This window comes from Myxococcus sp. MISCRS1 (genome assembly GCF_026626605.1).
Classification (GTDB): domain Bacteria; phylum Myxococcota; class Myxococcia; order Myxococcales; family Myxococcaceae; genus Myxococcus; species Myxococcus fulvus.
This window is the reverse complement of sequence record NZ_JAPNKB010000001.1, coordinates 2,924,431-2,949,028: the sequence shown is the minus strand read 5'-3', so window position 1 is coordinate 2,949,028 and position 24,598 is coordinate 2,924,431. Positions and strand designations below refer to the sequence as shown.

Sequence of the window (24,598 nt, the reverse complement as noted above, 5' to 3'; positions counted from 1 at the left end):
GCGCTCGGCCACGGGGGCGGCGTCGGGCGCGGCGGCGGAGTCGACAGGGGGAGCCTTCCGTCCGTGCGGACCGGGGGAGGTCGGGGCGGAATCGTCGTGAGCGGTCATCGTGAAGTCTGTGCTCTCAGAGCCGGAGTCGAACGTTGATGCCGGCGCGGAACAGGCCCATGTCCACCGGCGCGCTGGGGGCGATGCTGGCGTCGGGCTGGAAGCGGAACTCGCCGCCGCGCTCTCCAAAAGGAACTTCCACGTAGGCGGCGACCGTCACGTCGCGCAGCCGGGAGGCATTGATGTCCAGGCGCGCCACGTAGGACGGGTCTCCCACGTTGCCCATCACCGTGAGCGTCGTCGTGGGCTCGTAGATGTTGCGCGCGGTGACGGCCACCTGCGCCATGCCGTAGAAGCGGCCGAAGTAGAGCGGCTGGAAGTCACCCACCGCCTGCACCCACGTCAGCAGCTCGCGGTCGTCGCTGCCCAGCTGGTTGTAGAACCCCTCCAGCCGCACCACCGTCTTGAACGTGTCCGCCACGCGCAGCTCCACCTGCGCGCCGCCGCTGGCCTGCACCTGGAGCCCGTCGAGCGCCCGCACCTGGAAGCCCCCCGCCCGCGAGCGCTCCCACGTGGCCACGTCCGCGCCGTGCACCAGCGCAATCTCGGTGTTGAAGTCCAGCCGCCCCAGGCCAATCGAGTAGTCCACGCCGTAGCGGGGCCGCCGGCCCTCCATGAACGAGCCCGAGACCGCCAGCTCGCTGGTGCCCAGCGCCATCTCCGCGCGCACCGCGCCGCCGTAGCGCACGCGGTCCCCGTCCGCCGTCACCTCGTCCAACAGGTCCGCCGTGCCGATGAGCCACAGGTTGGCCGCCATCTCCTCCCACGGCACGTTGACCTTCACCATGTCCACGCCCGGCCTCAAGTCATAGAGGAACAGCGGGTCCGGGTTGCGCGCGCGCAGGAAGTCGGTGGTGTTCCAGATTTTGGAGCTGCCCCACTTGATGTGCTGCCGCCCCGCGGTGATGAAGACGTGGTCGAACAGGCCGAAGTAGATCCACAGCCGGTCCAGGCTCGTCGCGGGCGTGGAGAGCACCGGGTCCAGCGGGTCGTACGCCATGCGGCCCACCGCGAAGCTGCGCAGCCCGTCGAACGGCTTGAAGTCCAGGTACACGTCCAGGAGCGCCGGGAAGAACGGGTCCACTCCCGTGGCCGACGTGCTCGCGCGCCTGGCCCCGGCCACCTCCGCGCGCTGCAGATAGAAGCCGCCCACCGTGAGCAGCTCGGGCACCTTGAGGAACGCGGAGGGGTGCAGCGGGTCCTCCTCGACGGCGTCCTCCGTCACCGGCTGGGGCCCCGCGGTGGGACCTCCCGCCGCGGAGGCGACGCTCGTGCCCGACGCGGCCACGTCATCCACCACCACCGGCCGCAGCGACGTGTCCACGTCCATGGGCGGCGCGGGGCGCGGGGCCTCCGTCTCGCCCTCGATGGTGGGCACCGCCAGCTCCAGGCTCGCCACGGCGGGCTGCGTGGCGGTGGCGGGCTCCGCGAAGGCCTCCACCGTGTTGCCGTCCGCGGTCTCCGTATCGTCCTCGGACGCGGTGCCGGAGGCGGACACCGTGTCGCCTGCCTCCTCCGGGGCCACGGTGCCGGCGGAGGACAGCTCCGGCGGCGGCTCCACGCTCGCGGTGAGCGCGAGCTTGCCTCGCACGGGCTTCTGATACGTCAGCGCGCGCACGTCGCCACCGGCGAAGAACACCGCGAGGCCCCGCGACGGATAATGGAAATACAGCGAGGTGTCCGCCGTGGCCTTCACCACGTAGCAGGGCTTCTTGCTCCAGCCCGTCTTGGGACACGCGGGGCCGAATTGTTTCTCCACCGCGGCGCGCGTGGGCGCGCGGGTGGGGAAGACATCGATGCGCCGCAGCTTGCGCGTGCGTGTATCGACGGTGAAGCGCGCGCGCTGCGTCCCCGCTGGCGAGGACTGCCCCTGATAGTCGAGCACCAGCGCGCCGTCCTCGCGGCGTCTCGCGTCGGGCTCGCCGAACAGGATGCGCAGCTGCGCCTCGGTCGTGACGCCCGGTCTGGCTTTCTTCCAGGGCTCCGCGTGAGCCGTGCCATGAATCAGACACAACATGGCCACGATGCGCACGACAGAGGGGGCAGGGGGCATGGAGGGCCGCAGTCTAGTGGTGTTGTGACACGCGTGGAAACCCACGGTGGGTTGACATTCCCCCGCTCTTCCTCCGAGCATCCACCTCCCCCTGCGTAGTGGAGGCCACCCACATGGCGTCGGAAGAGGCGGTTCAGTCCCCATCCGAAACAGCGGCGAACGCGGTATCCACTCCGAATCCCTCCGAGGCTCCCGAGGCGGTGTCAGCTGCTCCCGAGAAGCTCGATGAGATAGAGGAGATCGACTTCCTCCTCGAGGAGATTGAAAGCAAGATCGCCCCGCTCGCCCTGGCATGAGCACGGCTGGCGAGGTCCGCTCGTACCGGGACACCTTCGTCCCGTACTGGCATCCGGTGGCGTACGCCCATGAGCTTCGGGAAGGCCCCCTGGCCGCCCGGCTCCTGGAGTCGGAGCTGGTCCTCTGGCGCACCGCCTCCGGTGTCGCGGCCACCCAACGCTACTGCGCGCACCGCGGAGCAGACCTCTCCGCCGGGACTGTCACACCCCAGGGACTTCGCTGCGCGTTCCATGGATGGACATACGCCCAGAGCGGCTCGTGTGTCCGCATTCCCTCTCAACCCCAGACGCCCGTCCCCGAGCGGGCCCGGGTGAGCAGCTACCTTGCCGCGGAGCGGCATGGGCTCATCTGGGTCTGTCTTTCGCCCGAGCCCGCGGCGCCGCTGCCCGAGTGGCCGGAGCTGGCCGACAGCGCGACGGTGGCCACGGTGCCGCTGCCCCGCCTGGACTGGGACACGTCCGCCGGACGCATGGTGGAAATCGTCCTGGACGTGGCTCACCTATCGTTCGTTCATGAGGGCACGTTCGGCAATCCGGAGCAGCCCGAGGTGCCGGCGTATGACGTGGAGAAGCTGCCGGACGGGCTGCGCGCGCAGATTGTCTACCCGGCGCTGGCGCCCGCGGTGGGGAGCGCTCCACCCCGGGTGGACCGCACCACGCTCACGTACGAGGTGACGTTCCCCTTCACCGCGCGGCTCACCTTCAAGCCCACGCTCTTCTATCCGCACACCGTCTACGCGGTGGCCTCGCCCTGGTCGGAGGAGAAGATGCAGTGCTTCTACTTCGCCTCGTACCACCCGAGGATCCGCAACTTCGCGGAGCTGTTCGTGAAGTCGGAGTCGGCCATCCTGGAGCAGGACCGCCGCGTCGCGGAGGGGCAGCGCCCGCGCGCGCACCCGCTGGACTTCTCCGGAGAGGTCCCCGTGAAGGCGGACCGGCTCCCCATCGAATACCGCCGGGCCCTCGCGGCCCTGCGCCTGGGCCGTCCTCCGGACGCGCCCGCATTGGACTAGCCACAGGAGTCGCTCGAACGTGAATGCCGGGGGCCGAAGCTGGGAGAGGTGCGTGTCCGTGGTGGCGCTGCTGGTCGCCGTGAGCGGCTGTCGGGAGAAGGACGCGGCCCCCAAGCCGCCGCCGCCGCCCGCCGTCGTCGAGGCGAAGCCCGCCGCGCCTCCCGCCCCCAAGCCCGTGTCCGCCCAGGCCGCGCTCGTGGAGCGGGGCCGCTACCTGGGCGAGTCGGTGCTCGGCTGCGTGGACTGTCACACGCGGCGCGACACGGGCCGCTTCGGTGGACCCCTGTCGGGTCCTCCGCTCGCCGGCGCGTGCTTCGGCCCGGAGTGGGACCTCCCCGGCACGCTGTGCGCGCCCAACATCACCTCCGACCCGGTGCACGGCGTGGGCAGGTGGACCGACGCCCAGCTGCTGCGCACCCTGCGCGAGGGCTACGGCCAGGGCGACCGCACGCTCTTCCCGATGATGCCGTACATGGAGTGGCGCGCCACCCTGTCCGACGGTGACGCGAAGGCCGTCGTCGCGTGGCTGCGCACCGTGCCCGCCGTGGCCCTCCCCACGCCTCCCTCCCAGCTCGCGCCCGAGGTGCTCGCGGACATCAAGGACCTGGCCGGCCCCCTGCCCGGACCCGTGGCCGAGCCCGCCCAGGACGACGTCTCCCGGGGCCGCTACCTGGCCACCATCGCCCAGTGCGCCTTCTGCCACGCCAGCGCGGACGAGGAGCCGAGGCCCTTCGCCAGAGGCCGCGCCGCCCCCACGCCCCTGGGCGAGGAGCCCGTGCCGTCCCTGCTCCCGGAGGGGCCCATCCTGAAGGACCTGAGCGAGGACGCCTTCGTCGCCCGCTTCACCGCCTTCAAGGACCTGGCCCCCGCCCCCAGCAAGAAGGGCCAGGTCAACAAGCTGTCCATGCCCTGGCGCGCCTTCTCCTCCATGAAGGAGGAGGACCTTCGCGCCGTGTACCGCTTCCTCAAGACCCAGGGCACGGCAACGCAGCGCGCCACGGGCCCATGAATTGGCGCGGCGCTTTCTGAGAAAGTAGGATACACGCCTAGCCCTCCGCTGAACGTCACCGTGCCCTGCGCTGGTGAGCCGCGCTGGACTCGAATCTCATGACCCTGTCCTTCAAGAAGTGCGTCCTGATGCTCCCGGTGCTGGCGGTTGCCTCGGGCTGCAACCTGCTCGACACGTCCGACGTGGAAGGTACGCGTGGCCGTGGTGCGCGAGCGTTCGACCCGTACTCGAGCTCCGCCTCCGGGGCCATCTCGCTGTCCCTGCTCTGGTACAAGGGCTGCGCCATGCTTCCCACGGGTGAGCCCGTGACGAAGGGCGACCTGAACCTGCCGGACTATGGCGCCACCTGCTACAACCTGAACAACGGCTACCCCTCGGAGACGAAGCCCTTCGAGCCGGTGGAGCCCTTCGCCCGGATGATCGTCACGCCGGGGGAGCTGTACTTCCTGCGCGAGTTCTCCGCGATGGACGTGGAGCTGGCGCGCTTCGAGGACCCCAACGACAGGCGCACGCCGGCCGCGTGGATGCGGATGGAGTCGCTCTTCAAGGACCTGGACTGGTCCGGCCTGTCCTCGGGGCGCGACGCGTGGAAGCGCCTGGAGCCGAAGACGTTCCTGCGCGAGACCTTCTACGAGAACGCCGCGTGGATGCTGGCCACGGACGACACGTTCCTCCTGGAGGTGCTGGACGCGGACGGCAACGTGCGCACCAGCATCACGTACTCGCGCCGGGACTTCCTCGCGGAGAGCGCCGTCACGGGCCGCACCCGCGCCAGCTTCACGGTGACGGGCCTGCAGCGCCCGCTGTTCCCCGGAGACCCGACGCCGCGCCGGGCGGAGGGCTACGACGCGCTCGAGTTCGCCACGGCGGTGAAGGTGTCGCTCGCCAACTCCACCAACCCGTTCAAGTCCTTCACCATGCCGGACCTGCGGGGCGAGGGCGTCATCCGCCTCACCTGGAGCCAGCTGCCGCTCAAGCCGTTCCTCTTCCCCGTCACCTTCCAGCCCTCCTCGGAGCGGCTCGCGACGTGCTACCAGCTGGGGCCGGACGGGCTGGCCACGGACGTGCCCACGCCGTGCGGCTTCGGCCTCAAGCAGCAGGTGCAGGTGTCGCGCCCCGCCAACGGCACCTTCTTCAACGCCGGTGAGACGGTGGACTTCGTGGTGTCGCTGCAGGACGGCGACGGCCACGGCCTGCACCCGCGCGACTCCATGCCGTCTTACTTCGACTACCTGGGGGAGGGCTCCAACGGCCTGGCCTACTTCAACGAGCAGATGCTGCTGACGTGGCGTGACAGCAGCGCGTCCGAGTCCGGCTTCAAGGTCGTGGGTCCGCTGCAGAACCTGAAGGTGGTCAACGGGGACTACGTGCCCAAGGACTACTTCGCCTATCCGGCCGCGAGCGAGCCGCAGTTCTACGTGCCGCCGGACATCATGGCCGTCGCGGGCGGCATGGCGGTGCGTCCGACGACGCGCTACGCGGTGCCGCTGCCTCCGGACGCGAAGCCCGGCACCTACGCCATCCTGCTCAAGGGGCACCGCAACTACGAGGGTGAGCGGCTCAACCGGTTGGACCCGTTCTTCTTCCAGGTGGGCCAGGCCGCGCCGACCTCGTACCCGGGCCGCATCGGCAACTGCCAGGTGTGCCACAACGGCGTGGGCTCGCTGAGCAACGTGCACCACGGCGTCTCGGTGGACCACGTGGAGACGTGCAAGGTGTGTCACCACGACGACGTGGTGGGGCACGTGTCGGACTTCATCCACCGGCTGCACATCTCGTCGCCGAAGTACGCGCAGAACAAGGGTGACTGCACCCTGTGCCACCTGACGCGCGAGAGCACGCTGCGTCCGAGCATGAACGCGTGCGCGGGCTGCCACCCGGGCACGCACGGCACCGAGTACTTCGACCTGCAGTTCCAGGAGCTCAACTCTCCCCCCAACGCCTTTGGCAACTGCGCCAACGCCTGCCACGTGACGACGGTTCCCGCCGAGCACGTGCTGCCGGCGCGCTGAGCCCTTCGAGGACCGCGATGAAGCTCCGCTCCCTAGCCTCCAGCTTCCTGCTCTTCGCCGCCGCCGGTGGGTGTTCCAGCTCCGACGCGCCCGTCAACATCCCGCCGGACACCGCGCCCGTCGTCGACCTGCCGGCGCGCACGACGAACGTCTCCGGCGTGCTCTACGACCCGGAGGCGTTCCTCGTCGCCTTCATGACGGTGCCCGAGGAGGAGGCCGGCAACGCGCTGCCCGGCCTCTTCGAGGGGCCGTACACCTTCCTGTCCGCCATCATGGGGGGGCAGGTGTCGCTGTCGTCACCGGAGGGCGGCGGCGCGCTGGTGTCGGCGCCGTCGGACTTCGGAGGGACCTGGTCGGTGGTGGGGGCTCCGTCGGGTGAGACGACGGCCTATCTCGCGTCCGCGACGCCTCCCGAGGAGCCGGTGGAGCCGAACCCCGACTTCCCCGTCCCGATGCCGACGACGACGTACTTCCCCACGACGTACGTGCGGCCCATCCTGGCGAGCGTCACGCAGTGCTACGGCCAGGCCGCGGTGCTCGTGGGCAACACGGGCGCGCTGGACGCGGTGGCGCAGGCGATGACGGAGGCGGGCACGCCGACGACGCCCGCGGACCTGTTGGACCCGACGAAGACGGGCGGTGTCGCACTCCTGTTCGTGCACGACATGAGCTTCCTGGCGGACCTGTTCCAGACGCCGGTGTCCAGCATCGCGGAGGCGTCCGCGGGGCGGCTCTTCCCGCTCGACTGGGCGCCGGTGGAGGAGGCTCCGCTGCCGGGGCAGTCGCCGATGGGCTTCATGGTGCTGCCCGGCTCGGAGAGCTTCCTGGGCTACTTCGCGCTCGTGCTGCCGCCCAACGCCACGGAGCCGGTGACGGTGAACCTGGTGGACACCTTCGTGCCGGAGCCGGAGCCGGACCCCGAGGCGCCGCCCCGGCCGTACCTGATTCCGCCGGTCATCGTGGAGCCGCGTCCGGGTGAGGTGAGCGTGTACCGGGCCTTCGGGCAGATTCCGATGCCGCCGGGCGAGGAGCCGCCTCCCGGTGGTGGGCTCGAGGACCCGCCGCCGCCGGAGCCGGAGCCCACGTGGACCTGCTACATCCCGCCTCCGCCCGTGGAGCTGCCCGAGGAGCCTGTCGACCCCGAGGGTCCGCCGGCGGAGTAGCGACGAGGGCCCCGAGGCCTTTGGGTCGTGACACGAGGACGCGCTCCGATGTCGAGGAGCCGTCCTCGGTTCGTTTCGTGGGGATGCTTCGGTCGTGAGGGTTCGTGTGTAGGGGCGGTACGCCACGTGAGCACGCGCTCCGACTTCGATGCACCCGGTCTCCGCCTGGTTAGCTCGGATGCCGCGGCCATGAGGCGCGCGCCCGGATGGCGGTAGGCCACGCGAGCCTTCGCCCCGAGGTTTCGCGTCCTCGGCTGGAGGAGCGAGCTCGTGGCGGCAGGTGCCCGCCTCGGGCCTCCGCTCAGGTCCCGGGCCGCACGCGCAGCTCGCGGAAGCGGACCGAGGGCTGCCCGAAGGACACGGGCAGCGGGCCATGGTCCAGCTTGCGGCACCCTCGCGTGGCGAAGAGGTTGCGCGCGTCGGCGCCCACCGCATCGATGTGGGCCAGCGCCGTCAGCCCGTTGCCGGAGAGGACGCCTGGGCCCACGCGAGGGCCCGCGCGCCCGTCGCGCACCAGGCGCGCCTCGACGATGTGGAAGCTGAAGTCCCCCGACAGGAGGTTCATGTGCCGCGGCGTGAGGTGCTGCACGAGCAGCCCGTGGCCCACGTCCGCGAGGAGGGACGCCAGGTCGCCTTCATGCGGCTCCACGCGGGTGTGCGCCATGCGTGGCAGGGGCGGGTGACGGAAGTCCACGCGCCGGCCATGACCGTTGGGCTCCAGGCCGAGCGCGCGGGCGCTGCGCGCATCCAGCATGGGCGAGGTGACGATGCCTCCACGCAGCAGGGGCACCGCGCGCGCGGCGTGCCCCTCGTCATCCCACGTGAAGCCGAGCGCACCCTGCGCATCCGTGGGGTCGTCGGACACGTGGACGAAGGGCTCGGCCACGCGCTGTCCCAGTCTGCGCGCGAGGAAGGAGCCGCCGCGCGCGACGACATCGCCCTCCAGGGGATGGCCGCAGACCTCATGGAAGAAGCACGCGGACGCCGCGCCCGGGGGGAAGAGCACGGGCAGCGCTTCGTCGGGGCACGGCACGGCGGGAGTCGTCTCCCGGAGCTCACGCACCAGCGTGTCCACCCACGCTTCCAGCGAGGGCAGGGCGGCATGGAGGCGCGTGGCGTCGGGATGCGTGACGCAGCGCCACGCGTCGAACCGGGGACCGCCGGCCTCGCCATGGAACGCCTTCACCTCCAGCAAGGCATGGCGCGTGCGGTCCTCCACCATCCGCTCGGGCTGAGCGTGGAGCGTCCAGCGGTCCACCTCACGCAGCGTCACCTCGAGGTGGAGCGCCCCGGCTGAGCGGGCGACGTCCACGAGCCGGCGCACCACGTCCTCACGGAGCGCGGCGCCCTCCGAGAGCCTGGAGGACTCGGCGAGCGGCGCACGTGCCCGTTCGAGCACTTCGGACGGGAGGAGCCCCGGAGCGGGTGTTCCACGAGACAACTCCGTCCACGTGTATTCACCGTGGCTCGGGGGACCTTTGCGGACACAGGCGCCACGCTCGAAGGTCGCGGGCAGAATCCGTGTGCCGGAGCGGAGGTGGAGCACGTCGGAGACTTCGCGCCGCTCCACGAACCAATCCAAGACGAGGGCTCCTTGTGTCAGCGTCGGGGGCGCGCGAGGGAACGCGTCCCTCCGGGTTGTATCACGCTGCGCGCTGCTGGACCGAGACCCCACCCGCGCGCACGCGCCGCGAAGATGTCGAGCATGACCTCCGGGCGGCTTCGGCCTCGAGCCTGTCTGGGTGCACCGATTGATTCCGATGAGGCCCGCCAGCCCGTGTCGACAGGGTGCTTCGCAGTGGGCGGGCATCAGTCCGAAGGGCATGACGGCCCCAGGGAGAGGGCCCTCGGTCATACGCGATGGCGCGCGCCGACTGATTCTGATGGGAGCCTGCGAGCCCCTGAGGCCGGGGCGCTTCGCGGTGAGCAGTTCATCGGGTTGATGCCGCGACGGACTTCGGACAGGTCTCTGCGACGAGCCTGTCTCGGTCTGGCCCTCGGGCTCCGATAGGAGCCGGCCTCCGCCGCTCGCGCGCTTCGTGGCGAGCAAGGTGTCGGGTCGAGAACGGCGATGGACTCCAGCCAGGTTCCCGCGATGAGACTGGCTCGGTCAGTCCCGTGGGCTCCGATGGGAGCCGATCTCCACGGAGAGCGTGCTTCGTGGTGCGCGGGGCCTCCGGTCGAGGGCCGTGGCGGACTTCCGTGATGCATCTGTCTCGGTCTCGTTGGTTGATTCATGATGGGCTTCATCCCGTGATGACGGTGGGCAGGTCGTCAGGTTTCGGATGTGCCGAGCGATGCGAGTCGGGAGTCTGCATGTCGGAGCATGACGAGGACGTGAGGTTGGAAGACGCCAGCCTGGTCTCCACGGGCGGCCTGTCGCCCCAGGACTGGAGTGTCCTGGCGCGGGAGGTGATGGACCGTCTGGGCCGCGAGCGTGGCTGGCGGGGCGTGGAGCTCTACCTGCTGTCGTACGACAACCTGTCGCTGGACTACGACGTCGCCTCGAAGACCTTCTCCAGCAGCTCCGGTGGTGCGCTCACCGTCTCGGCCCGGGTCTGGCTCGGGGAGGCCGTGGGCACCGCCATCGAGTGCGTGCATGACCGGGCGACCCTGGAGCAGGTGTTGCTGTCCGCGGAGGAGAAGGCTCGCACGGGTTCGACCGGAGCCTTCCCCACGACACCGTCGCCAGGAACCCCGCTGCCCACGGACGCATGGCGCGGGGCGACAGACTTCTCTCGCGCCCACCTGTGCGCCGAGCGCATGGTGAAGGACGTGCTGCCCCCCGGCGTCGTCGTGCAGGCCCTGGTGGTGAAGCAGGAATGCACGGGCGCCTTGTCCGTGCGAAGCGACGGCTTCGAGGCGTTCCGTCGGACCCATCAGGAGGTCGCCTTCCTGCGCTGCGAGACCTCTCGCGGCGCGGTGGTGGACGCCGTGCCCCTTTCTTGGGAGGCCTCGAAGGGGAAGGGCGACCTCGAGCCCATCCGCGCCCGGCTGGCCGACGCCGTGGCCGCGCTCGAAGGACCCGCGAAGCAAGCGGACCGCGCGCTCCCGCTCGTGCTGCGGCCCCTGGTCGCGGCGCCGCTCGTCGCGGGGCTCACGTGGCTGTTGCGAGGAGACATCGCCACCGCGACGCCCGCGCTCGTGCGCGCCGTGGGCCGCAAGCTCTTCCCCTCCATCCTGACCGTGGAGGACGACCCGCTGGACCCGCGCGGCCTCCAGCGCCGTCAGCTCGATGACGAAGGCCGGCCCACCCGCGTCCTGCGCCTCGTCGACGAGGGGCGCCTCGTGGGCTTCCTCCACTCGGAGGAGACGGCCGCGCGCCTCGGCGTCGAACCTGGAGGCCGAGGGCTCCGCGACCTCGTGCATCCGGCGACGCCCACGGCCCTCAACTTCTGCGTCCTGCCGCGCGAGGACACCCTGCCCGCCGACTACACGGAGCTGGTGGCGCGCGTGGAGAACTTCTCCACCATGCCCACGCCCGGCATCGTGTCGCTCATCGCGGGAGGCTGGGAGGTCCGCGACGGCCGCCGCGTGCACCGCGTGGAGCCGCTGGAGCTGGAGCTGCCCGTGCTCGAGACGTTCCGCTCCCTGCGCGGCGTGGGCTCGGACCTGGCCTTCTTCCCCTCGGCGGAGGGCTGCGGCACGCCCACCCTGGTCCTCCCTCCGCCGGGAGGCTGAGCCGTCAGCGCCGAGCCACGGGCTCGTGGCGCCACACCGCGCGCCACCGCGCCAGCTCATCCAGCAGCGAGCGCACCCCCGCGCGAGGAAACGCACGCGGCGGCAGTCGCCGGAAGAAGTCCTCCTCCAACGTCCCCACCGACACCGGCCTGCCGGAGCTCAGCGTCTCCGTCAGCGCCTCGAGCCGCCGCAGCGCCACCGGCGAAGGGCGCAGCGTCCGCGAAAACCCATTGGCCGCCACCACCACCTGCCCGCCCTCCAGCGGCACGGTGACGATGGGCCGCGCGGGGCTGCCCACCACCGTGTCCTCGGGCGTGAGCGGCGAGAGCCCCCGCGCCTCCGGAGGCGGCCCATCCAGCGCGCCGTTGGTGAGGAAGCGCACCCAGCCCTCGGTGAGCGTGTTGCGCGTCGTGCGCAAGCCCTGTCCGCGCCCCTGCTTGCCGAGCGCGTCGCGCACCGACCTCGGCAGCGCCCAACCCTCGACCCGGGGCAGCTCTCCATGGGACAGCCGCTGCGGCCACGGCTGCTCGGGCGCGCGGTCCAGGAACATGGGCGCGCGGAAGTTGAAGCCCAGCGAGGCGGCGATGGTGAGGCCCTCGCTCGGCTCCGAGCGATGCCAGTACGACGAGGGCCAGTACATGATGTCGCCCGCGCCGGCCTCCAGGAAGCTCGCCTGCGCCATCACCTGACGCGTGTCCTCCGCGTCGCGCAGCACCACGCCGTGTGGCCGGTCCTTCAGCCCCGGGTCCGCGTGCGGCGCCACCTCCGGTCTGGAGCGCATCGCCTCCAGCGGCCAGAAGCTCATCCGTCGACGCCCCCGGATGACGAAGTAGAAGACGTGCAGGTCGTCCTTGTGGATGCCGAAGGGCGTGTGTCGGTAGTTGCCCAGGAACAGCGCGGAGTCCGCGCCCCCCAGCGGCACACCGAGCGCGCCGTGGACGCCGGAAAGGAAGGTGCGCATCTGGAGCCAGTGACTCCAGTGGTGGCTCTGCGTGTTGCTCAGCACCAGCCCGAACCTGCGTCCGTGGAGCAGGTGCTCCATCCGCCGCGCGTACCCGTCGACGTCGCCGTCTTCCGCCAGGGGCAGGTAGCGCGACATCGCCACGGCCGCGAAGACCTCCGGCGGTCCCTCCGCCGTGGCCTCGTGCTCCACGTAGAAGCGCACCGGCAGCATCACCTCGCCCTGGCGGTAGCGCGTGCCCACGTCCACCAGCGCCTCGAAGACTTCGGCGGGCGATGGAAAGTGGCGGGGGAACAGGCTGGGGAAGAGGGTGGGCCCCACGTCCCAGTGCTCGCGGGCGAAGCGCTTCCAGAAGGCCTTGGGCAGGGCGAGGGACGGTTCGACCGGGAGTGCGGTGGAGGCTCGTGCCATGGGTCCGGGGGGATGCGCGAGGAGAAGGCCAGGTGATACTAGCATCCGGCATCCGGGCTCCACGACACGGGGCGCCCGGCCAGGAGAATCGAGCATGGGGAAGGAGTCAGCAGTGGCGGCGCGCGTGGACACTTCGGTGGAGCGCGGCGTCGCGGCCCTGTGGACCGCGAAGCCGACGGAGCTGGTGGGCGAGTCGCGGGTGCTGCGCGCCCTGCCCAGGGTGGAGCTGCGGCGCGTGGGTCCCTTCGTCTTCTGTGACCACTTCGGCCCCTCGCCCGCCGTGCCGGGCACCATGTCCGTGCCGCCCCATCCCCACGTGGGCCTCCAGACGGTGACGTACCTGTTCTCCGGCGCCATCCGTCACCGCGACTCGGTGGGCTCGGTGCAGGACATCCACCCGGGGGACGTGAACTGGATGACCGCCGGGCGCGGCATCGTCCACGCCGAGGACGTGGATTCAGGGCCCGGCGCCGCCCCGCTGCACGGCCTGCAGACCTGGGTCGCCCTGCCGCGCGAGCACCGCCACACGACCCCGTCCTTCGAGCATGTCCCCGCCTCGAAGCTGCCCCTCGTCGAGCACGAGTGCGCCCGGGTGCGCGTGCTCGCCGGCCGCCTGGGAGACGCCGTGTCCCCCGTCCCCACCTTCCATCCCCTGACGTACCTGGACGTGGAGCTGGAGGCGGGCGCCTCGGTGTCGCTGCCCGTGGAGCCCACGCACGCGCTCGCGCTCTATGTGGCGGACGGCGAGGTGGCCGTGGGTGGGACGACGGTGGATCGGGGCGTGCTCGCGCACCTGGAGGACGGCGGCGCCACGCTGGCGCTGCACTCGGTGCGGGGCGGCCGGGCGGTGGTGCTGGGCGGTGAGCCGCTGCCGGACCCGCTGGTCATCTGGTGGAACTTCGTGGTGGACAGCGTGGCCGAGGGCCGCGCGCGGCTGGCGGACTGGGAGGCCGGACGCTTCCCGCCGCTCGCCCCCTGAGCCTCCGGGGTGACAGGCCCTCGCCCCCGAGGGCTTCCTTCGCACGACGCGAATCCGGTGCATGCTGCGCGCGCACTCGGGAGGACATGGATGTCGGGTCAGTCGTTGGCGATGAAGCTCTTGGAGGGCGCTCGGGAGTGGGCGAAGCGCCTGCCGTCCCCGCTCTCCGGAGACGTCGCGGTGGACGTGGGCGGCAAGCGGCTGCGGCTGTCCCACGTGCGCGTGGAGACGGTGGTGCGCCAGCTGCTGGTCAAGGCGAAGAACGTGGAGCTGCGCCACTGGGAGGCCCGCCCGGAGCTCTATGACATCCGCCTGTCCGTGAAGGGCTGGAAGGTGCGCGTGGAGACGACGCTGGAGCGCGTGGAGTTCGCCTCGGGGCGCTACCGGCTGTGGCTGCGCACGCCCGGCCGCGTCGAGCTGGAGGAGTCGCGCGGCGCCTCGTCGCTGGTGATGGGCCTGCTGCGCGCGGGGGCCGGCCGCTCCGCGCTGCGCGCCATGGCGGAGCGCCTGTTGCCACCGGGGTTCCGCTGGGATGGTCAGGTGCTCCAGGTGGAGGGCCGCCTGCCTCCGGAGGGCGTGCTGTCCGCGAAGCTCTTCGAGAACGCGTCACTCGCCATGAGCGTCGAGCACGTCGAGGAGGGCCTGTGGCTGGGCGCGGAGGCGTGGCCCGGCCTGGTCGACCTGCTCCAGGCGGTGTTCGGCACGGAGCTGCCGCGCACGCCCCCGGGGATTTGAGCCCCGAGGGCCTGGAGGTCGCTCAGGCCAGCTCGACCTTGAAGCGGTGTCCGTGTGAGCGCTGGAGGCTGGAGCGGATGCGCACCTTGTCCCCGGGCTTCACCTGCACCCGCTCCCGGAACTCCTTCACCAGGAAGCCCCAGCACGTCGCGGGCGCGGTGGGGGAGGTCGACAGCACGGTGTGCTCGTCCATGTGCGCGCGGAAGTAGAGGGCCACGCCGCCCAGGGTGCCGGGCGCGTCCGCCTCGAGCACGGATTCGACGGGCGCCTCGTCCATCGCCTCCGTCAAGTCCTGGTCGAGCCTCACGTCCCGCAGCACGCAGGGCCTGGTGAGCAGCGTCTGCGGCGGGCCTGGCGGCACGTTCATCCCGCCCAGGTCGAAGTTCGGTCCGGCCACGTCGTACGCCTCGCGCAGGCGCTGGAGCACGGGGCGGAAGGACAGGCCGTAGAAGTCGTCGAGGTTCTCCGCCTCGCGCAGCATGCGCTGACCGGAGCTCACCGGCTCGGTCATCTGGACGCCGACGCACATCGCCTCGATGCGATGCGGAATCAGCCGGCCTCCGGGCGCGAGGAACCGCCGCGTCGCGTCCTGCATCGCGGGCAGCAGGTTCTCCCCGAACGGGTCCACGTTGAGCAGCTCATGGACAATCACATTCGCGCGCTCGGGCAGCTCCACGTCCCGGCTGTTGCCGTGGAACAGGGTGATGCGGTCCGCGACGCCATTCTCGGCGTACATCTCCAGCGCCACCTCCGCGATGGCGGACTCGTCGATGGCATAGACATGCCGCGCCCCTGCCTTCGCGGCGAGAATCGCGAGCACGCCCGTCCCCGTTCCGATGTCCAGGACGACCTGGTCCCTGGCGTGCCGGAACAGCGCCGAGCGGTACGCGTGCACGCGGACCGTGTCGTAGAGCATCCGGTGGTGCTCGGTGATGTCCGCGAAGCCCCCGGGCCCCATCAGGTAGCGAGAGCTGTCCACCGCCGCGCCCTCCACCGGCACCACCAGCGAGTGCTCGACGAGCGTGTCGAGCGCCTCGGTGAGCTGCTCGCGCGAGAAGGTGCTCGGCTTCGACAGCAGCGCCTCCTTCGGGAGCGCCGCCTGCAGCGAGCCCACCAACCACCACTGCGCGGGGGTGAGCGTCAAGGGTGGCTGGGACATGGACCCGATGGCGGTCATCTGTCCCTGCGCGTTCATCATCAACAAGATGGACTGAGATACCCGGAGCTGCTCGGTCGACACGGTGGCCTCGCTCGGTTTCAACCCAATTCTGGGAAAGCGAGGCTGAGTCTGCCTTATCTCGAGGTCCATCCCACGCGCATTCGCGCGCTACTCATCCTCCGGGACGTTCAGTGCGCGTCGGGCCATGCCCATCGTCACGCCCATGGTGTGGAACGCCAGGCCGATGCCCCAGCCAATCGCGGGCCAGACCACGAACCAGGTGGGGCCGGAGAGGATGTCGATGAGGGTGAGCGCGCCGATGACGATGGTGTAGCTGAGGCCGTGCGTGGCGAGCCCCAGCAGGTCCTTGCGCAGCTTCAGGCGGTCCTCGTTCTTCTTCCCGCGGGTCGCCAGCGCGGCCTCCACGGACGCCTCGCTCAAGCCCATCTCGCGCGCCATGGCGAGCACCTCCTCGCGCGTGAGCTTCCGCTCGTGGGCGCGGCTCTTGAGGGCGTGGGTGCTCGCCTCGCGGATGAGGTCCGCGGCCTCCGCTTCGGTGAAGTGGGTGGGCGGCGACTGGGTTCGGGTCTCGGCCATGGACCGGGGACGTTAGTGCGTCACCCAGGCCCGCGTCGATACGAGGCGCCCACGCCCGACGGCCTCCGGCTCAGCCCGCCTTCTGCGCGGCCTTCGGCGCCTGGTACGTGCCGGGCAGCGTGCGGGCGGAGATGGCCAGGCGGTTCCAGGCGTTGATGGTGGCCACCGCGCCGGTGAGGTCCGCCAGCTCCTTGTCCGTGAAGTGCGGCTTCACCGCCTGGAAGACGGCGTGGGACACGTGGCCCTCCTTCAGGTTCGTCACCGCCTCCGTCCAGGCCAGCGCCGCGCGCTCACGCTCGGTGTAGTAGGGGCTCTCCTCCCAGGCGTCCAGCCCGTACAGCCGCTGCTCCGACTCGCCGAGGGCGCGCAAGTCCTTCCAGTGCATGTCGATGCAGTAGGCGCACCCGTTGAGCTGCGAGGCGCGCAGCTTGATGAGGTGCAGCAGGCCCGCCTCCAGGCCACACTGGTGCAGGTACTTCTCCAGCCCCATCATCGCGCTGTAGATGCCCGGGGCGAGCTTCGCGATTTCGAAACGCTGCGCTTCCATGGTGATTCCTCCGTGGCGAGCGGGACGTCGTGTCCGTTCGTCGATGGGCGTGAAGTAACCGGGCGGCGCCCACGGCGCGAGGGCCACTCGCGCACCCGTCGATGGAGCCACTTCAGCGCAGGGCCCGCGCGAGCAGGCGGACCCCTTCTTCAATCTGGTCCTCGGGCACGCAGGAATAGCCGAGCAGCAGCGCCCCGGGCCCCCGCGACGCGACGCGGAAGGCGGACAGGGGCTGCGTCATCACCCCGGCCTCGATGCCCCGCGCCGCGGCCACCCCGTCGTCCACGCCCGCTGGCAGCCAGCCCACCAGGTGCATGCCCGTGTGCAGGGGCTCAAGCCGCAGCCGTCCGGAGAGCTCGCGTCGGGCCGCCTCCAGCAGCGCCTGCTGCCTGCGCCCGTACAGCACGCGCATGCGCCGCACGTGGCGGCTGAAGTGGCCCTCGTGGAGGAAGTCCGCGAGCACCGCCTGCTCCACCACGGGCGTGTGGGTGTCGATGAACCGCCGCGCCGCGCAGAAGGCCCGCACCAGCGACTCCGGGACGACGAGGTAGCCCACCCGCAGCGCCGGGGACACCACCTTGCTGAACGTGCCGATGTAGATGACGCGCGCGTCCGGCGACAGCCCCTGGAGCGCGGGCAGCGGCCGGCCCTCGTAGCGGAACTCGCTGTCGTAGTCGTCCTCGACAATCCACGCATCCGAGCGCGCCGCCCACGCCAGCAGCGCCCGCCGCCGCGCCGGGCTCATCGCCACGCCCAGGGGGAACTGGTGCGCGGGCGTGACGATGGCCAGCCGCGCGTCCGGCGCAAGCCGCGCGCCCGCCTCCACGTCCAGCCCCTCGTCGTCCACCGGCACGGGCACCAGCGTGGCGCCCGCGGCCACGAGCGCGCCCCGGCTGGCGAAGTAGCCCGGGTCCTCCACCCACGCGGCGTCACCGGGGTCCAGCAGCACCTGCGCCGCCAGGCTCATCGCCTGCTGCGCTCCGTTGACGATGATGACCTGCTCCGGCACGCACCGCACCCCGCGCGAGGTGGCCAGGTAGTCCGCGACGGCGCGGCGCAGCGGCGGGTGCCCTCCGGGGTCCGCGCGCTTGAGCAGGTCCCCCCACGAGCGCCGCCAGCGCGTGTGCAGCAGCCGGCCCCACAGGTCGCTCGGGAAGGCGTCCACCGCGGGCGTGCCCATGCGGAAGGCCAGGCGGCTCTCGGGGATGCCCGGCGCGCTGAGCCGCACGTCCGGAAGGCCCGCCACCGCGCTGCCCCGGCGAGAGATTCCCGGCGTGTGCCGGGCCCCGGGCGCCTCCTGCCGGGCGCGCCGCGAGGACTGCAGCCGCTCCGGCAGCTCGCTGGCCACGTACGTGCCCGAGCCCAGGTGACCGCGCAGATAGCCCTCCGACAGGAGCCGCGAGTACGCGTTGAGCACCGTGTTGCGCGACACGTCCACCTGCTCCGCCAGCGCCCGCGTGGAGAGCAGCCGCGTGCCCGGCCCCAGCCGCCCCGAGACGATGGCCGAGCGCAGCGCCTCCACCAGCTGCGTCTGCAGCGAAGCGCCCGTGGAGCCGTCCAGCACCACCGACGTGGCCGCCATCACCGGAGGCCGCTTGCGCGCGCGACGCCGAGCGGGCTTGCCGCCGCGAGGCGCGGGCTTCGCGGACGTCATCGCGCCCGCTCCCACCCGGCGCTGGAACCCGGGCCGGGCCGGGTCCAGGGGAATTCACCGGGGTGATGTCCTGAATCACGAGCCATCACTGTTGGAAACGCGCGCAAGCGGGCTAGGTGGGGGGCGTAGCGCCCATCCAACGAGGGAAGGGGGAGCGTCATGTTCGGGGTGCCCTGGTTCCACTTCATCGTCGCGCCACCGCGCGCGAGAATCGAGGGAATGCGTGAGCGCCTCTTGCGCGCCGCCGAATCCCTGCTGCGCGAGGAGGGCCCCCAGGCGTTGACGCTGGAGGCCGTGGCCCGACGCGCCCACGCGGGCCGGGGTGCCCCGCGCTACCACTTCGGCGGGCGACAGGGGCTCCTGGAGGCGTTGGCCGCCCGTCAACACCCCCGCGTCCAGGGACGACGTCGAGTGCCCCACACTGTGCGTTGAAGACGCTGTCGGCCCCTCGTCACTTCGAGGGCGGACCCGGCGTTTCGCCTGTCTGCCTGGATGCTTCGTCCAAGCGTCCCACATGTCCCGTCCGCGCGCGCGCCTTACCTTCCGAGATGCGGCGGACCGGAGGGGCGACCATTAAGCTGAAACGAGAATTGTTCGGGGTGCCCGTGCGTTCTTCCGCGCGGGGTTGGGGTCGGTGGGTTTTTTCGAGGTCACCCGGGAGATGACAGGGGCCTCCTATCAGGCTAAGGGCAGTTCCGCTCCCCAGGTTCGGGGGGCAGGGCGGCCTTGGATGCCGCGAGAAGAAAGAAGACGCATATGGCGACTGGTTCCGTGAAGTGGTTCAACGACGCGAAGGGCTTTGGCTTCATCGCGCAGGACAATGGCGGCCCTGACGTGTTCTGCCACCACACCGCCATCCAGGCGGACGGGTTCCGGACCCTGGCCGAGGGTCAGAAGGTGGAGTTCGAGGTTACGAAGGGCCCCAAGGGGCTGCAGGCGTCCAACGTTCGTCCCATCTGAGCGCGTCGCCTGGTAACCCGTGGCCCGGTCTCCTCGCGAGGGGCCGGGCCTTTACTTTCAGGAGGGAGGCGGCATGCAAGGAAGGTCGACGAAGCGCCAGAAGGAGCAGGCGCGCAAGCAGCATCAGCAGGAGAAGGACGTCAAGCGCGAGGAGCGCAAGCGCCTGAAGGCCGAGAAGGGACCCCGCCAGCCTGGCGACGTGGACCCCGACATCGCGGACATCGTTCCGGGGCCGCAGCCGCAAGTGGAGTACTGAGTCGTGGTCTCCCCATCGAGGCCCACCACGCGTCTTCGTGGTGGGCCTTGTCGTGTCCGGAGCTGAAGTGTCCTGGGGGCAATCGCTCACTGGTGGATGATCGCCCCCTCGCCCCGTCGACACGCCCTCCGGGTGTGGGCTACGCGTCCACTCCCGTGCCACGTTCCGGGCACGCGGCGACGTCCGACGTCGCGACAGGGAGGATGCCGAGTATGGCGACGGGTACCGTGAAGTGGTTCAACGACTCGAAGGGCTTTGGCTTCATCGCGCAGGACGATGGGGGCGCCGACGTGTTCTGCCACCACACCGCCATCCAGTCGGAGGGGCACCGCACCCTGCGGGACGGGCAGAAGGTGGAGTTCGACGTCACCAAGGGCCCCAAGGGGCTGCAGGCCGCCAACGTCCGCGCGCTGGACTGAAAGCGCGCCGCTCGCCCGCGCGGCCGTGCAATCGCACGTGGGGTGGGAGCGTAGGTGGGAGGTCCTCCCCAACGCTTCCTCCGGCGCCCCATGCTGCGAATCTCCGCTGTCTCCAAGTCCTACCCCAACGGCGTCCAGGCCCTGCGCGGCATCGACCTGGACATCGAGCGGGGGCTGTTCGGCCTGCTCGGGCCCAACGGCGCCGGCAAGTCCTCGCTGATGCGCATCCTCGCGACGCTGCAGGCGCCGGACGCGGGGCAGGTGACGTTCGACGGGCTGGATGTGCTCGCCCACCCGGAGGCGCACCGCCGTCACCTGGGCTACCTGCCCCAGGACTTCGGCGTGTACCCGGGCGTGAGCGCGGTGGAGCTGTTGGACCACCTGGGCCTGCTCAAGGGCCTGTCGCACGCGAAGGCGCGCCGTGAGCAGGTGGACGCGCTGCTGCACCTGACGAACCTGTACGCCCACCGCAAGAAGGCCGTCAGCGGCTTCTCCGGCGGCATGCGGCAGCGCTTCGGCATCGCCCAGGCGCTGCTGGGCGACCCCCGGCTGCTCATCGTGGACGAGCCCACCGCGGGCCTGGACCCGGAGGAGCGCCAGCGCTTCCACAACCTGCTGGGCGAGGTGGGGGAGAACGTCGTCGTGCTGCTCTCCACGCACATCGTCGAGGACGTGCGCCAGCTGTGCCCGCGCATGGCCATCCTGTCGGAGGGGCGGGTGCTGTGCGAGGGCGCGCCCGAGGCGCTGGTGGCGTCCCTGGAGGGGCGGGTGTGGCGCAAGACGGTGGAGAAGGCGGCGGTGGAGCGCTACCGCGCGGACTTCCCGGTGCTGTCCACGCAGCTGAGGGCGGGGCGCACGCACGTGCACGTGCTGGCGGACGCGCGACCGGAGGAGGGCTTCGAGCCGGTGGCTCCGGACCTCGAGGACGTCTACTTCTCCACGCTGTCCGCCCGGCGCGCGGCGTGAGGGAGGCGGGCATGCTCGGCGGAATCCTCCACTTCGAGTGGCGCCACCAGACGCGCCAGGCCGTCTTCTTCGCGGCGGCGGCGGCCTTCGTCGCGCTCGCGTTCCTCTTCGTCTCCACCGGCTACGGGGGGGACAACCTCCACGTCAATTCGCCGCACAGCGTGGCGCAGTCCCTGGGGCTGTTGTCGCTGACGTCGCTCTTCGTGCTGGGCATCTTCTGCGCGAACACCGTGCAGCGCGACGCCGAGCACGGCATGACGGAGCTCCTCTACACCACGTCCGTGCGCAAGCGGGACTACCTGCTGGGCCGGTTCCTGGGCGCGACGCTGGCGACGCTCGCGGTGTTCGGCGTGGCGACGCTCGCGCTGATGGCGGCGCCCTTCCTGGTGACGCTCGCGCCCGAGCGGGTGGGGCCGGTGGGCGTGGGCCGCTACCTGTGGCCGCTCGTCGTGCTGGTGCTGCCCAACATCGTCTTCGCCGCGTCGCTGCTGTTCGCCGTCTCCGCGCTGTCGCGCAGCACCCTGGCGACGTACGTGGGCGGCATCCTCGTCTACGCGGTGTACGTGGTGGGCTCCATGTGGGCGGACTCGCCGCTGATGGCGGGGACGTCGCCCCAGACGCCGGAGGCCCTGGCGCGCGCCGCGCTGCTGGACCCGTTTGGCCTGTCCGCCTTCTTTGAGCAGACGCGCTACTGGACGGAGGCCGAGCGCAACACCCGCCTCTTCGCGCTGGAGGGCCACCTGCTGTGGAACCGGCTGCTGTGGCTGGGCGTCGCGGCGTGTGTGCTGGGCTGGGTGCACGCGCGCTTCTCCTTCCGCAAGTCCGCGGTGAAGCGCCGGCCCGACGCGAGCGCGGATGAGCTTTCCCGTGGGGCGCCGTCCACGTACCGGCCCGTCGAGGTGCGTGAGGCTTCCTGGTGGGCGGCGCTCGTCTCCGCGACGCGGCTGGAGCTGCGGCACGTGCTCGGAAGCTGGCCGTTCCTGGCGCTGCTGGTGCTGTGGCTCTTCATCGTCGGCATGGAGGTCGTGACGGGCGCGGGCCGGGGCGAGTACGGCACCCTTCGCATCCCCACCACGGGCCGGGTGGTGGAGCACCTCTGGACGCCCCTGTCGCAGCTGGGCACGTTGGTGCTCATCTACTTCGGCGCGGAGCTGGCGTGGCGCGAGCGCATGGCGCGCTTCGACGCGCTGCTCGACGCGACGCCCGTGTCGAGCGCGGTGTTCGTCGCCTCCAAGCTGCTGGCGTTGGTGGCGCTGGTGGGCGTGTTGACGGGGGCGCCCATCCTGCTGGGCATGGCGTTCCAGCTGTCGCGGGGCGTGACGGCGCTGGAGCCGGGGCTGTACCTGTCCTCGTTCTACTTCGCGGGGCTGCCGCTGGTGCTCTTCGCGGTGGCGGTGCTGTTCCTGCAGGCGGTGAGCCCGCATCGGTATGTCGGCATGGTGCTGAGCCTGGCCCTGGCCATCGTCTCGAGCCAGGGCGCGGGCTGGGGCCTGGAGCATCCGCTGACGCGCTTCGCGGCGGCGCCGGGCGTGGTGCACACGGACCTCAACGGGCTGGGGCCCATGGCGGGCTCGTTCACCGCCTTCATGGTGTACTGGAGCGCCTTCGCCGTGGTGCTGGCGCTCGTCACCTGGGGCCTGTGGCGGCGCGGCCTGGGCTTCTGCCTGCTCGCGCGCCTGCGGAGTGTTCCGGCGCGGTGGGGCAGGGGCGGGTGGCTCGCGGCGGGCGTCGCGGGGGGCGTGCTGGTGCTGATGGGCGGCGTCATCCTGCGGGACACGGTGCTCCAGGGGACGTACGAGTCGCGCGAGGCCTCACGCGACTGGAAGGAGGCGTACGAGCGCACGTACAAGGTGCACGAGGCGCTCCCGGTGCCGAGCATCACCGCGGTGACGGCGAATGTGGACCTCTTCCCCCAGGAGGCGCGCTACCGCGTCACGGGCAGCTACCGGCTGGAGAACCGCACCCGGGAGCCCATCGACACGCTGTGGGTCGCGGTGCCCCGGTCCGCGCGGCCCGTGTCGCTGGCGCTGCGCGGCGCGGAGCAGGTGTCCCACGACGAGCGCTTCGGCATGGTCCGCTTCGCGCTGTCGCCCGCGCTGCCACCGGGCGGCGTGTCCGAGCTGTCGTTCGACGTCACCCGGGAGGAGCGGGGCGTGAGGGCGACGGACTTCGAGCTGTCGCTGGTGGAGAACGGCACCTTCCTGCGCAACACGGAGGTGTTCCCCTCGCTGGGCTACCGCCGCACGTATGAGCTGGGCAACGCGGCCGAGCGGCGCGCGCGGGGCCTGCCGGAGCAGCCGAGGCTGCCGAGGCTGGACGAGCGCGGCGCCGTGCCCGCGCCGGTGGAGCAGGGCTGGCACACGCTGGACCTCACCGTGTCCACGGACGGGGACCAGACGGCGGTCGCGCCGGGTGCGCTGCGACGCGAGTGGACCGAGGCGGGCCGGCGCCACTTCCACTTCGTGGAGGCGCGGCCGATGACGCCGATGTTCGCCATCGTCTCCGCGCGCTACGCGGTGGAGCGGACGCGGCACCAGGGCGTGGATGTGGAGGTGTACTACCACCCGTCGCACCCCTACAACGTGAAGGCCATCCAGGCGGCGATGACACGCTCGCTGGACGACTTCGGCGCGCGCTTCCAGCGCTACCCGGACGCGCAGCTGCGCGTGGTGGAGATTCCTTCGTACTGGGACTTCGGCGCGCTGGCCATGCGACAGGTCATCTACTTCGTGGAGGACCGGGGCTTCCTCACGGACATGGGGCGCGAGGACGACGCGGTGGACCTGGTGACGCGGCGCACGGCGCACGAGGTCGCCCACCAGTGGTTCGGCCACCTGCTGGACCCGGCTCCCGTCGAGGGCGCGACGATGCTGGTGGAGTCCCTGACGAAGTACGCCGAGCAGCGGGTGCTGGCGGGACAGGACGGTGAGCGCTCGCTCCTGCCCGTGCTCGCGTTCGACAGGGACCGCTATCTCTCCGGCCGGGGCGAGGAGGCGGAGGCCGAGCCGCCGCTCTACAAGGGCGCGGGCCAGTCCTACCTCTACTACGGCAAGGGCGCGCTGGTGATGAACGCGCTGCGCGACCTGCTGGGCGAATCGCGGCTGGACGCGGCGCTGCGCCACCTGCTGGCCTCGCAGACGCGTGAGAACACGCTGACGACGTTGGACTTGCTGGCCGCGCTGCACGCCCAGGCGTCCGCCGAGCAGCGCGTCCTCATCGACCAGTGGATGAAGGAGGTCGTCCTCTACGACTTGAAGGTGGAGTCGGCCACCGTGGAGGCGCTGGAGGACGGGCGCTTCCGGGTGACGGCGCGCGTGGCCACGGCCAAGCACGCGCGGCGCGGGAGCGAGGATGTGCCCTTGCCCATGGACGAGGTGCTCGAGCTCGCCGTCTACCGTGGCTCGCCGCGCGACGGCGTCGTGGAGGACGTCCCGCTGCGCGTGGAGCGCCACCGCTTCCAGGGCCCGTCCACGGAGGTGGCCTTCATCGTGGAGGAGCGCCCCGCGTACGTGGGCGTGGACCCGGGCTTCCTGCGAATCGAGCGGGAGCGCGGGGACAACTTCCGGAGGCTGACGCCCCGGGTAGAGGCGTCAGCGTCCCGTTAGCGCGCCTCTTCCGG

21 protein-coding genes are annotated in these 24,598 nt (G+C 71.3%); 14 read left to right on the top strand and 7 right to left on the bottom strand.

Annotated elements, in window-relative coordinates; all coding sequences use genetic code 11:
* Positions 1-124: 124 nt before the first annotated feature.
* Complete coding sequence (locus OWM54_RS11240; RefSeq protein ID WP_223784551.1) at positions 125-2,161, bottom strand: hypothetical protein; 2,037 nt, start codon at positions 2,159-2,161, stop codon at positions 125-127.
* A gap of 113 nt (positions 2,162-2,274) precedes the next feature.
* On the opposite strand from OWM54_RS11240, the gene OWM54_RS11235 reads away from it, so the two are divergent.
* From OWM54_RS11235 to OWM54_RS11215, 5 genes are all read left to right on the top strand, one after another.
* Positions 2,275-2,457: a Xan family putative trans-acting RiPP leader peptide gene (locus tag OWM54_RS11235; protein ID WP_046711779.1), complete on the top strand. Its 183-nt coding sequence runs from the start codon at positions 2,275-2,277 to the stop codon at positions 2,455-2,457.
* Positions 2,454-3,470 (top strand): aromatic ring-hydroxylating oxygenase subunit alpha, encoded by a 1,017-nt coding sequence (locus OWM54_RS11230; RefSeq protein WP_267697499.1) that lies wholly within the window; start codon positions 2,454-2,456, stop codon positions 3,468-3,470. Before OWM54_RS11235 ends, OWM54_RS11230 begins: the two co-directional genes overlap by 4 nt.
* 52 nt (positions 3,471-3,522) lie before the next feature.
* Entirely contained in the window at positions 3,523-4,479 is a 957-nt protein-coding gene (locus tag OWM54_RS11225) for a c-type cytochrome (RefSeq protein ID WP_267697498.1), read from the top strand.
* A gap of 98 nt (positions 4,480-4,577) precedes the next feature.
* Positions 4,578-6,491, top strand: a complete 1,914-nt coding sequence (locus OWM54_RS11220; RefSeq protein WP_267697497.1) for a hypothetical protein — start codon at positions 4,578-4,580, stop codon at positions 6,489-6,491.
* Between the two features lie 17 nt (positions 6,492-6,508).
* Complete coding sequence (locus OWM54_RS11215; RefSeq protein ID WP_223747926.1) at positions 6,509-7,654, top strand: hypothetical protein; 1,146 nt, start codon at positions 6,509-6,511, stop codon at positions 7,652-7,654.
* Between the two features lie 301 nt (positions 7,655-7,955).
* Here OWM54_RS11215 and OWM54_RS11210 read toward each other — a convergent pair whose 3' ends face one another.
* Positions 7,956-9,236, bottom strand: a complete 1,281-nt coding sequence (locus OWM54_RS11210) for a TldD/PmbA family protein (RefSeq protein WP_267697496.1) — start codon at positions 9,234-9,236, stop codon at positions 7,956-7,958.
* 734 nt (positions 9,237-9,970) lie between these two features.
* Between OWM54_RS11210 and OWM54_RS11205 the strand changes: the two genes are divergently transcribed.
* The gene (locus OWM54_RS11205; RefSeq protein ID WP_267697495.1) at positions 9,971-11,335 is read left to right on the top strand and encodes a metallopeptidase TldD-related protein; all 1,365 of its coding nucleotides are present in this window, start codon (positions 9,971-9,973) and stop codon (positions 11,333-11,335) included.
* A 4-nt stretch (positions 11,336-11,339) separates the two neighbouring features.
* On the opposite strand, the gene OWM54_RS11200 is transcribed toward OWM54_RS11205, so the two are convergent.
* Positions 11,340-12,707, bottom strand: coding sequence for a cupin-like domain-containing protein (locus tag OWM54_RS11200; protein WP_267697494.1), 1,368 nt, complete (start codon positions 12,705-12,707; stop codon positions 11,340-11,342).
* A gap of 94 nt (positions 12,708-12,801) precedes the next feature.
* On the opposite strand from OWM54_RS11200, the gene OWM54_RS11195 reads away from it, so the two are divergent.
* Positions 12,802-13,686, top strand: a complete 885-nt coding sequence (locus OWM54_RS11195) for a pirin family protein (RefSeq protein ID WP_267697493.1) — start codon at positions 12,802-12,804, stop codon at positions 13,684-13,686.
* Positions 13,687-13,776: 90 nt separating this feature from the next.
* Positions 13,777-14,421, top strand: coding sequence for a hypothetical protein (locus tag OWM54_RS11190; RefSeq protein ID WP_141332407.1), 645 nt, complete (start codon positions 13,777-13,779; stop codon positions 14,419-14,421).
* 22 nt (positions 14,422-14,443) lie between these two features.
* Here the strand turns inward: OWM54_RS11190 and OWM54_RS11185 are convergent, their stop codons facing one another.
* From OWM54_RS11185 to OWM54_RS11170, 4 genes are all read right to left on the bottom strand, one after another.
* A complete protein-coding gene (locus OWM54_RS11185; RefSeq protein WP_267697492.1) occupies positions 14,444-15,661 on the bottom strand; it encodes a 50S ribosomal protein L11 methyltransferase in 1,218 nt (405 codons plus the stop codon).
* 87 nt (positions 15,662-15,748) lie between these two features.
* Positions 15,749-16,177, bottom strand: coding sequence for a 2TM domain-containing protein (locus OWM54_RS11180; RefSeq protein ID WP_141332409.1), 429 nt, complete (start codon positions 16,175-16,177; stop codon positions 15,749-15,751).
* Positions 16,178-16,247: 70 nt separating this feature from the next.
* Positions 16,248-16,724 (bottom strand): carboxymuconolactone decarboxylase family protein, encoded by a 477-nt coding sequence (locus tag OWM54_RS11175; protein WP_267697491.1) that lies wholly within the window; start codon positions 16,722-16,724, stop codon positions 16,248-16,250.
* Between the two features lie 112 nt (positions 16,725-16,836).
* The gene (locus OWM54_RS11170) at positions 16,837-18,378 is read right to left on the bottom strand and encodes a PLP-dependent aminotransferase family protein (RefSeq protein WP_267697490.1); all 1,542 of its coding nucleotides are present in this window, start codon (positions 18,376-18,378) and stop codon (positions 16,837-16,839) included.
* Between the two features lie 159 nt (positions 18,379-18,537).
* Between OWM54_RS11170 and OWM54_RS11165 the strand changes: the two genes are divergently transcribed.
* From OWM54_RS11165 to OWM54_RS11140, 6 genes are all read left to right on the top strand, one after another.
* Positions 18,538-18,810 carry a helix-turn-helix domain-containing protein gene (locus tag OWM54_RS11165; RefSeq protein ID WP_223747934.1) on the top strand — a complete coding sequence of 91 codons (273 nt, stop codon included), beginning with the start codon at positions 18,538-18,540 and terminating at the stop codon, positions 18,808-18,810.
* A 324-nt stretch (positions 18,811-19,134) separates the two neighbouring features.
* On the top strand, positions 19,135-19,338 hold the full coding sequence (locus OWM54_RS11160) for a cold-shock protein (protein ID WP_141332411.1): 204 nt from the start codon (positions 19,135-19,137) through the stop codon (positions 19,336-19,338).
* Positions 19,339-19,411: 73 nt separating this feature from the next.
* A complete protein-coding gene (locus OWM54_RS11155) occupies positions 19,412-19,594 on the top strand; it encodes a hypothetical protein (RefSeq protein ID WP_141332412.1) in 183 nt (60 codons plus the stop codon).
* A gap of 212 nt (positions 19,595-19,806) precedes the next feature.
* Positions 19,807-20,013, top strand: coding sequence for a cold-shock protein (locus tag OWM54_RS11150; RefSeq protein WP_141332413.1), 207 nt, complete (start codon positions 19,807-19,809; stop codon positions 20,011-20,013).
* A 54-nt stretch (positions 20,014-20,067) separates the two neighbouring features.
* Positions 20,068-20,979, top strand: coding sequence for an ABC transporter ATP-binding protein (locus OWM54_RS11145; RefSeq protein ID WP_324289065.1), 912 nt, complete (start codon positions 20,068-20,070; stop codon positions 20,977-20,979).
* An 11-nt stretch (positions 20,980-20,990) separates the two neighbouring features.
* A complete protein-coding gene (locus tag OWM54_RS11140; protein ID WP_267697489.1) occupies positions 20,991-24,584 on the top strand; it encodes an ABC transporter permease/M1 family aminopeptidase in 3,594 nt (1,197 codons plus the stop codon).
* Positions 24,585-24,598 lie beyond the last annotated feature (14 nt).

Coding starts and splice junctions, on each gene's coding strand:
- OWM54_RS11240 (WP_223784551.1), bottom strand. CDS start 2,161: ATGCCCCCTGCCCCCTCTGTCGTGCGCATCGTGGCCATGTTGTGTCTG.
- OWM54_RS11235 (WP_046711779.1), top strand. CDS start 2,275: ATGGCGTCGGAAGAGGCGGTTCAGTCCCCATCCGAAACAGCGGCGAAC.
- OWM54_RS11230 (WP_267697499.1), top strand. CDS start 2,454: ATGAGCACGGCTGGCGAGGTCCGCTCGTACCGGGACACCTTCGTCCCG.
- OWM54_RS11220 (WP_267697497.1), top strand. CDS start 4,578: ATGACCCTGTCCTTCAAGAAGTGCGTCCTGATGCTCCCGGTGCTGGCG.
- OWM54_RS11215 (WP_223747926.1), top strand. CDS start 6,509: ATGAAGCTCCGCTCCCTAGCCTCCAGCTTCCTGCTCTTCGCCGCCGCC.
- OWM54_RS11205 (WP_267697495.1), top strand. CDS start 9,971: ATGTCGGAGCATGACGAGGACGTGAGGTTGGAAGACGCCAGCCTGGTC.
- OWM54_RS11200 (WP_267697494.1), bottom strand. CDS start 12,707: ATGGCACGAGCCTCCACCGCACTCCCGGTCGAACCGTCCCTCGCCCTG.
- OWM54_RS11195 (WP_267697493.1), top strand. CDS start 12,802: ATGGGGAAGGAGTCAGCAGTGGCGGCGCGCGTGGACACTTCGGTGGAG.
- OWM54_RS11190 (WP_141332407.1), top strand. CDS start 13,777: ATGTCGGGTCAGTCGTTGGCGATGAAGCTCTTGGAGGGCGCTCGGGAG.
- OWM54_RS11180 (WP_141332409.1), bottom strand. CDS start 16,177: ATGGCCGAGACCCGAACCCAGTCGCCGCCCACCCACTTCACCGAAGCG.
- OWM54_RS11175 (WP_267697491.1), bottom strand. CDS start 16,724: ATGGAAGCGCAGCGTTTCGAAATCGCGAAGCTCGCCCCGGGCATCTAC.
- OWM54_RS11170 (WP_267697490.1), bottom strand. CDS start 18,378: ATGACGTCCGCGAAGCCCGCGCCTCGCGGCGGCAAGCCCGCTCGGCGT.
- OWM54_RS11165 (WP_223747934.1), top strand. CDS start 18,538: ATGTTCGGGGTGCCCTGGTTCCACTTCATCGTCGCGCCACCGCGCGCG.
- OWM54_RS11160 (WP_141332411.1), top strand. CDS start 19,135: ATGGCGACTGGTTCCGTGAAGTGGTTCAACGACGCGAAGGGCTTTGGC.
- OWM54_RS11155 (WP_141332412.1), top strand. CDS start 19,412: ATGCAAGGAAGGTCGACGAAGCGCCAGAAGGAGCAGGCGCGCAAGCAG.
- OWM54_RS11150 (WP_141332413.1), top strand. CDS start 19,807: ATGGCGACGGGTACCGTGAAGTGGTTCAACGACTCGAAGGGCTTTGGC.
- OWM54_RS11140 (WP_267697489.1), top strand. CDS start 20,991: ATGCTCGGCGGAATCCTCCACTTCGAGTGGCGCCACCAGACGCGCCAG.